At 72.9% G+C, this 7,073-nt stretch carries 6 protein-coding genes; 2 read left to right on the forward strand and 4 right to left on the reverse strand.

What is annotated here, in order from left to right; translation table 11 throughout:
• Window positions 1-18 precede the first annotated feature (18 nt).
• The 4 genes from ABZ404_RS36440 to ABZ404_RS36455 all read right to left on the reverse strand — a co-directional run bounded on the left by ABZ404_RS36440 (window position 19) and on the right by ABZ404_RS36455 (window position 3,799).
• Entirely contained in the window at window positions 19-1,191 is a 1,173-nt protein-coding gene (locus ABZ404_RS36440; protein ID WP_358836248.1) for an acyl-CoA dehydrogenase family protein, read from the reverse strand.
• A gap of 245 nt (window positions 1,192-1,436) precedes the next feature.
• Window positions 1,437-2,060: a TetR/AcrR family transcriptional regulator gene (locus ABZ404_RS36445; RefSeq protein WP_358836247.1), complete on the reverse strand. Its 624-nt coding sequence runs from the start codon at window positions 2,058-2,060 to the stop codon at window positions 1,437-1,439.
• 103 nt (window positions 2,061-2,163) lie between these two features.
• On the reverse strand, window positions 2,164-2,325 hold the full coding sequence (locus ABZ404_RS36450; protein ID WP_358836246.1) for an SCO1431 family membrane protein: 162 nt from the start codon (window positions 2,323-2,325) through the stop codon (window positions 2,164-2,166).
• Window positions 2,326-2,416: 91 nt separating this feature from the next.
• Window positions 2,417-3,799, reverse strand: coding sequence for a peptidase C39 family protein (locus ABZ404_RS36455; protein ID WP_358836245.1), 1,383 nt, complete (start codon window positions 3,797-3,799; stop codon window positions 2,417-2,419).
• A gap of 174 nt (window positions 3,800-3,973) precedes the next feature.
• Between ABZ404_RS36455 and ABZ404_RS36460 the strand changes: the two genes are divergently transcribed.
• A complete protein-coding gene (locus ABZ404_RS36460) occupies window positions 3,974-4,603 on the forward strand; it encodes a hypothetical protein (protein WP_358836244.1) in 630 nt (209 codons plus the stop codon).
• A gap of 360 nt (window positions 4,604-4,963) precedes the next feature.
• Window positions 4,964-6,850, forward strand: coding sequence for an AAA family ATPase (locus tag ABZ404_RS36465; RefSeq protein ID WP_358836253.1), 1,887 nt, complete (start codon window positions 4,964-4,966; stop codon window positions 6,848-6,850).
• Window positions 6,851-7,073: the final 223 nt, after the last annotated feature.

Below are 7,073 nucleotides of genomic sequence, written 5' to 3' on the forward strand. Positions count from 1 at the left end.
CCCCGGACCCACCAGGGGTCAGCGGGTCTCCGGACCCGCCAGGTGGCGGGCGACGACCATGCGCTGGATCTGGTTGGTGCCCTCGACGATCTGGAGGACCTTGGCCTCGCGCATCAGGCGCTCGACGGGGAAGTCGGCGGTGTAGCCGTAGCCGCCGAGCACCTGGACGGCGTCGGTGGTGACCTTCATCGCCGCGTCCGTGCAGAAGAGCTTGGCCATGGCGGCTTCCTTGGAGAAGGGCCGTCCGGCGTCCCGCAGCCGCGCGGCCGACAGGTACAGCGCCCGGCCCGCCTCGATCTGGGTGGCCATGTCCGCGAGCATGAACCGCAGGCCCTGGAAGTCCGCGATGGGCCGGCCGAACTGCTGCCGCCCGGTGGCGTACGCCACGGCCTCGTCCAGCGCCGCCTGGGCGACGCCGATGGCGCAGGCGGCGATGCCGAGCCGGCCGGAGTCCAGCGCGGAGAGGGCGATCGCGAAGCCCTGGCCCTCCTCGCCGATCCGGCGGCTGTCGGGCACCCGGACCCCGTCGAAGTGCAGCTGGGCGGTGGGCGAGCCCTTCATGCCCATCTTCTTCTCGGGGGCGGCCGGGGTCAGCCCCTCGGCGTCACCGGGGACCAGGAAGGCCGTGATGCCCCGGGAGCCCTCGGCGCCGGTGCGGGCGAGGACGGTGTAGAAGTCGGCGACCCCGCCGTGGGTGATCCACGCCTTGGTGCCGGTGATGACCCAGTCGTCGCCGTCCCTGACCGCTCTGGTGCGCAGGGAGGCCGCGTCGGAGCCCGAGGCGGGTTCGGAGAGGCAGTAGGCGCCCAGCAGACCGCCGCCGAGCATGGCGGGCAGGTGGTCGGCCTGCTGCTGCTTGGTGCCGTAGCCCGCGAGGCCGTGGCAGGCCAGCGAGTGGACGCTGACGCCGAGGCCGACGGTCAGACGGGCGGCGGCGAGCTCTTCGAGGACCTGGAGGTACACCTCGTAGGGCTGGTCACCACCGCCGAACGCGGAGTCGTACGGAAGACCGAGCAGCCCGGAGGCCGACAGCAGCGAGAAGATCTCGCGCGGAAAGCGTCCGGCGTCCTCCTGCTCGGCGGCATGAGGGGCGATCTCCCGCTGGACGATGTCGCGTACCAGTGCGACAAGGTCCCGGGCCTCCTCGGTGGGCAGCTGTCGGTCCACCGGCTGCGGGGCGCGGTCGGGCATGGCGGCGCTCTCCTCCCTGTCGGGCGCTTCGGCGGTCGCGCGCGCAGGGTGTGGCGGCGCCGCCGGTGACTCTGCCGGACAGCCGATGCCTACCCTCCCGGATCACGGAAGTCGCAGGCTGGTGGCTGTGGCGCTGTGAGTATGCCCGATCGGACGCGTCCCGTCACTGGCTCCAAGATCACGGATTGCGCATCCGGCGGTCACGGAACGGACCGCCGTGGACGTGCGGTCGGGCCACCCGCGCGTCACGCGCCGGGCGAGGGGCAGTCCGGCTCGAACTCGGCGATGGTGTCCATGGTCCGGCGCAGCGTCCGCACCAGCAGTTCGCGTACGGTCGCGCGCTCCGGCGCGCCCGTCCCCAGCCACTCCAGGGTCACGCTCTCCACCGAGCCCATCCAGCCGAGCAGCGCGAGCCGGGCGAGCACCGGGACGTCCCGTCTGCCGTAGGCGCCCTCGGCGATGGTGGCGATCAGCTCCTCGCGGACGGCGTCGCGTATCGCCTGGACCTGGGTGTCGAAGCCGACGCCGCCGGTGACGATCGTGCGGTACGCCGCCTGGTGGTGCTCGGCGTAGAGCAGATAGCCCTCCATCGTCCGGTGGACGCGGTCGGCGCGCGGCAGCCCGGTGTCGCCGGCGGCGCGGGCGACCAGCTCGGCCACCGCGTCCTCGACGATGGCGAGGTAGTAGCCGCGCTTGCTCTTGAAGTAGTAGTAGATGAGGCCCTTGGCCACCCCGGCGTGCCGGGCGATGTCGTCCATCGACAAGGCGTCGTACGACGTGTCGGCGAACAACTTCCGCCCCGTCGCGATGAGTTCGGAGCGACGGCCCTGCGATCGCCCGGTCACGCCTCGCTGTTGGCTCTTGTCCAAGTCCGTCCCTGGTCTCCGACTGCCACAGGATCCCGGCAGTATGGCAGACCGCCCCACGGGCCGTCGGACGGGTCGGGCCGGCCCCGGAAGGCCGGCCCCGGGGTCACAGCAGACCGGTCTGGGTGACCAGCATCGCCAGGACCACCACGAGGACCCACCCGAGGACGTGCTCCAGGATCTTGGGACCGTCGTCCGGGCCGCCGGTGCGGGCGCGGAGCTCGGCCAGGGCGCGCGGGTCGTCGGCGGTGGTCGCGTGCAGGGTCATGGGATCTCACTCGGTCGTCTGGCGGTGGACGGTCCCCCCGGGTGCCATTTCAGAGTGCCAGCAGATGCGGCCGGCCAGGGGGAGACGTTGGTCACGCCCGGACGCCCACCGAGGCCAGCGCCCTGCGCCGCCGCTCTCCCGGGTGCGCGGGCCAGTACAGGTAGCAGACCCCGCCGGTGCCCGAGACGACCTTGCCGGAGGCGTTGTACCGCTTGGTCCGCAGCCAGATGTTCTCGAATTCCCGGCGGAGATAGACCCGGCGCACCTCCGGGTCGCCCGGGGAGGCCGGATCGTTGGCGATCACGTCGCCGTCGGCCGTGAAGCCGATCACCGTCATCAGATGGCCCGAGGTGCCGTACCCGGCGCCGGTCAGCTCGGTCTTCAGGAAGGACTGGGAGGTGATGGCCGGGATGCCCGCCCGGACCAGCGTCTCCAGGTCGTTCAGGGAGCGCAGCCGGGTGACCACCGCGCTCATGTCCCGGTACGTGGCGGCGTACGCGGCGTTGAAGGGCCAGTTGCCGCAGCCGCCGTACTGGTAGTCGTAGGTGTAGCGGGCCGCGTGGCAGACCTGGGGGTCGGCGAAGGCCGGATCGACCCAGGCGAGGTCGGCCGCCGTGGGCCGGCGGTCCCAGTACTCGACGATCATCTGCGAGGAGGTCGGGCTGCACCAGGCCTCGCCGCCGTTGTCGTACTGCGGGTACTGGCCCTTGTGGATCTCCTGCGAGTACCGGGGGACGATCAGCTCGCCCGCGTACGCCGGGGTGGAGGCGGGCACCGTGAAGCGGTCCGGGATGTCGGAGGCCATCGCGCCGAGCCGCCACACCGTGGGGGTGAGGCGGGTGCCCGGGGTGCGGTAGAGGGTCAGGCGCAGCCGGTAGGAGGCCAGGCGCAGCCCGCTCGCCGCGTCGTCGATGGCGAACGTGTCGGTGTAGACCGTGCTCCTGCCGTCCTTCTGGCCGTCGACGGAGGTGCGCCGGATGTCTCCGTCGCCGTCGCCCGCCGTCCAGCGGCCCAGCACGTACGCCGGGGTCGCCGTGCCGTCGGAGTACGTGCCGAGCAGTTCGACCTGGAGCCAGGTCCCGGCGGGGGTGTACGCGTTCCAGTGGGCGACGGCCTCGGTGGCCGGGACGGGCGAGCGGTGCTCGGGCGAGGTCCAGCTCGCGTACTCCCAGGCGGCCGTCTTCCCGGTGTGCGGGTCGGTGTAGTCGATCCGGCCGGCGGGACGGGCGATGACCAGGCCCGGGCGGCGCCCCGGCACGGCACGCACTCCCGCGGCCTCGCCCGAGCGCCAGTCGGCGTGCGTGGTCCAGGCATGGTTGTCCACCAGGGAGGGGACGCCCTTCCCGGGCCGGGCCGGGGCGGGACGCAGGGCCGAGGGGGCCGGGGCGGCCACCGCGGAGGCCGGGACGGCGGTACCCGCCGCGGCGGCGAGCGCGGCGGCCAGGACGGTTCTGCGCGGGGTGGGACGGGTCATGGGCGGGACCCCCAGTCGGACGAGGATGGAGCGGTGGGCGCGGCCGTGGCCCAACTATCCCGGGTCCCGGGCGACTTCTGCCAGAGACGCGCGCCGCGCCGCGCCACCAATATGGGTCTGGACCACTGGCATGGCCCGCGCGGCCGTCCGGAGCAGGCGATCTAGGGTGGAGGCATGGCAGAAATCGACCGCATCGCGGCGGCCGTGCGCGCCCTGCCGCCCTCCTGCGGGGCGGTCCGGCTGGTCGCGGTGGACGGGCACGCGGGCTCCGGCAAGTCCACCTTCGCCGGACGGCTGGCCGCCGCGCTCGGCGGGGCGCCGGTCCTCCACCTCGACGACCTCGCCACCCATGAGGAGTTCTTCGCCTGGACGCCCCGGCTGCTCGCGCAGGTCGTCGGCCCGCTGGCACGGGGCGAGGCCGGGCGGGTCACGCCGTACGACTGGAACGCGCGCCGGTTCGGCCCTGCGGTCCCGCTGCCGCCCGCGCCCGTGGTGCTGATCGAGGGCGTCGGGGCGGGCCGGCGCGAGGTGCGGCCGTGGCTGGCGTTGCTGCTGTGGATGGAAATGGACGCCGAGGGGTCCTGGGCGCGCGGTCGCCGACGGGACGGAGCGGCGCTTTCCGGCTTCTGGGACGCGTGGACGGAGGCGGAGATGCGCCATTTCGCTGCGGATCCCTCCCTTCCGTATGTGGATGCGTTGGTACGACAGTGTCAGGAGGGATACGAGTGGCTCCCGAGGCGCGATTTCGCACCCCTCGCACACCGTTCCCTCACGGAGAGTGAGGACAAGCCCCCGTTGGGCTGAACCGTCGGAAAACCGCCCCCCGCACTCCTCCAACTCCGCTTGACCCGGGGGCCGTACAGGTCTTACGTTCTGAATGTGCGGCTTTCCGGAGCCGCCGCGGACGCGAAGCCCCCGGTTGTTCCCCCGTGATCGGGGGCTTCGTTCTGCCTTTTCCGGCCCTCTCACCGTGCACGTCAGCGCTTTTCGCTCACCCTCGGTCACCGGCCGCGTCACGCTTTCGATCGCCCCGCGCCACCCTTAGATCCGGGGCCCCCTCGCAGGTACGATGCGAGTGGTGCGGTCAGTTCCCGTCAATTCCGTTCGGTCATTCCCTTCCGTGAATTGGCGGTTCGGCACGGGGGCACGGTGGTGGGGGACGTGATGGACTTCGGCACGCAGGGCGCGCACGCCCCGGCCGATCTCGCCTGGCTGCGGGGCATCGACGCGTACACCATGGGCGCGTACCCGCAGGCCGAGGAGGAGTTCCGGGCCGCGGTGCGGATGGATCCGGGCATGGTCGACGGCTGGCTGGGACTGCACGCGCTGCGGGTGGACACCACCACGGCGCTGCTGCGCATGTACCGCCACCGGGAACGCTTCGGCGAACAGCGCGCCCGGCACCGGCGCACCCTCAACTCCTGGTACTGGCTGGGCTGGTGGGTCCAGCCGGTCCTGGAGAGCCCGCGCGATCTGCTGCTCGCGCACGCCTCGCACTGGCTGGACGGGCGCCATGTGCCCGAGCTGGACCGGGCGCTGGCGGGGCTGCCGCCGGTCGACACCGACCCGCAGGTCCGCTTCCTGCACGCCTGCCGGGCGTACCTGGTCAAGGACTGGGACCAACTGGTGCGGCACACCGAGCCGTTACTGGGTGATCCGCTGCTCGGGATCGAGGCCGGGCTCTTCGGCGGGATGGCCCGGGTGCGGCTGGAGATGTTCGGGCAGGCCGAGCCGCTGCTTTCGGCGGCCCTGATGCGCTGCCGCAGCGAGCAGCCCCAGCGCAAGGAGCTGCGCTACTGGCTGGCCCGCGCCCACGAGGGCACCGGCCGCTCCGCCGCCGCCCTTCCGCTGTACCGGGCGGTGCACCGGGTCGACCCGGCGTTCATGGACACCTCGGCGCGGCTGGCCGCGATCACCGAGTCCGACGTCCTGGACGGGTCGTACGGGCCGGAGGACCCGGCCGACCTGGCGGCCGTCTCGCTGGCCGGCTTCGGCCAGGACGGCTCCGCGGACGGCGCCGAGCCCGAGACCGCCCCCCTCGAACCGCCGGAGGGACGCGAAGTGCGGGTGCCGCTGGCCGGTCCGGCGGTGGTGGTTCCGCCGCCCGCCGGCGTCCGGCAGAAGGCGGGCGTCCCCGCCCAGCCCGCCCCGCCGCCGGTGCCGGCCGGCCCCACCGACTCGGCGCTGCTCGCCCAGGCCCTTGCGGAGCTGGAGCGCATGGTGGGCCTGGAGCCGGTGAAACGCCAGGTGAAGGCGTTGTCGGCGCAGCTGAACATGGCCCGGTTACGGGTCGGCCAGGGACTGCCCGTCCAGCCGCCGAAACGTCACTTTGTCTTCTCCGGCCCCAGCGGCACCGGCAAGACCACGGTCGCGCGCATCCTGGGGCGGGTCTTCTACGCGCTGGGGCTGCTGGGCGGCGACCACCTCGTCGAGGCGCAACGGGCCGACCTGGTGGGCGAGTTCCTCGGTCAGACGGCCGTCAAGGCGAACGAGCTGATCGACTCGGCGCTGGGCGGGGTGCTGTTCGTGGACGAGGCGTACAGCCTCTCCAACTCCGGCTACAGCAAGGGCGACGCGTACGGCGACGAGGCGCTCCAGGTGCTGCTGAAGCGCGCCGAGGACAACCGCGACCACCTGGTCGTCATCCTCGCCGGCTACCCCGAGGGCATGGACCGCCTCCTCGCCACCAACCCCGGCCTCTCCTCCCGCTTCACCACCCGGGTGGACTTCCCCTCCTACCGCCCCCTGGAGCTCACCGCGATCGGGGAGGTCCTGGCGGCGGAGAACGGCGACTGCTGGGACGAGGAGGCGCTGGACGAGCTCCGCTCGATCAGCGGGCACGTGGTGGACCAGGGCTGGATCGACGAACTCGGCAACGGCCGCTTTCTGCGCACGCTGTACGAGAAGAGCTGCGCGTACCGGGACCTGCGGCTGTCGGCGTATCCGACGACGCCGGGGCGCGAGGACCTGTCCACGCTGCGGCTGCCGGATCTGATGCAGGCGTACGGGGAGGTCCTGTCGGGCCGGGGCGGCCCGGTGGACCCCCTGTAGTCCCCCGGAGGCTCCGCCCCCAGACCCCTTGTTTGCCCGCGGCCCCGGCGGGGGTTGCTAGCACACTGGGGGCTCCGCCCCCGTGCCCCGTGTTTGCCTGCAACTCCGGTGGGGGTTGCTCACCCACTGGAGCTCCGCCCCCAGACCCCTGTTTGCCTGCGGCCCCGGTGGGGGTTGCTCGCGCAGTTCCCCGCGCCCCTGGGCGGTTGGGGGCGCGGGGAAC

It is taken from the genome of Streptomyces sp. NPDC005878 (assembly GCF_040629815.1).
Lineage (GTDB): Bacteria > Actinomycetota > Actinomycetes > Streptomycetales > Streptomycetaceae > Streptomyces.

Bases quoted from the DNA above. Each gene is read 5' to 3' on its own strand.
- ABZ404_RS36450 (WP_358836246.1), bottom strand. From the start codon at position 2,325: ATGACCCTGCACGCGACCACCGCCGACGACCCGCGCGCCCTGGCCGAG.
- ABZ404_RS36460 (WP_358836244.1), top strand. From the start codon at position 3,974: ATGGCAGAAATCGACCGCATCGCGGCGGCCGTGCGCGCCCTGCCGCCC.
- ABZ404_RS36455 (WP_358836245.1), bottom strand. From the start codon at position 3,799: ATGACCCGTCCCACCCCGCGCAGAACCGTCCTGGCCGCCGCGCTCGCC.
- ABZ404_RS36465 (WP_358836253.1), top strand. From the start codon at position 4,964: ATGGACTTCGGCACGCAGGGCGCGCACGCCCCGGCCGATCTCGCCTGG.
- ABZ404_RS36440 (WP_358836248.1), bottom strand. From the start codon at position 1,191: ATGCCCGACCGCGCCCCGCAGCCGGTGGACCGACAGCTGCCCACCGAG.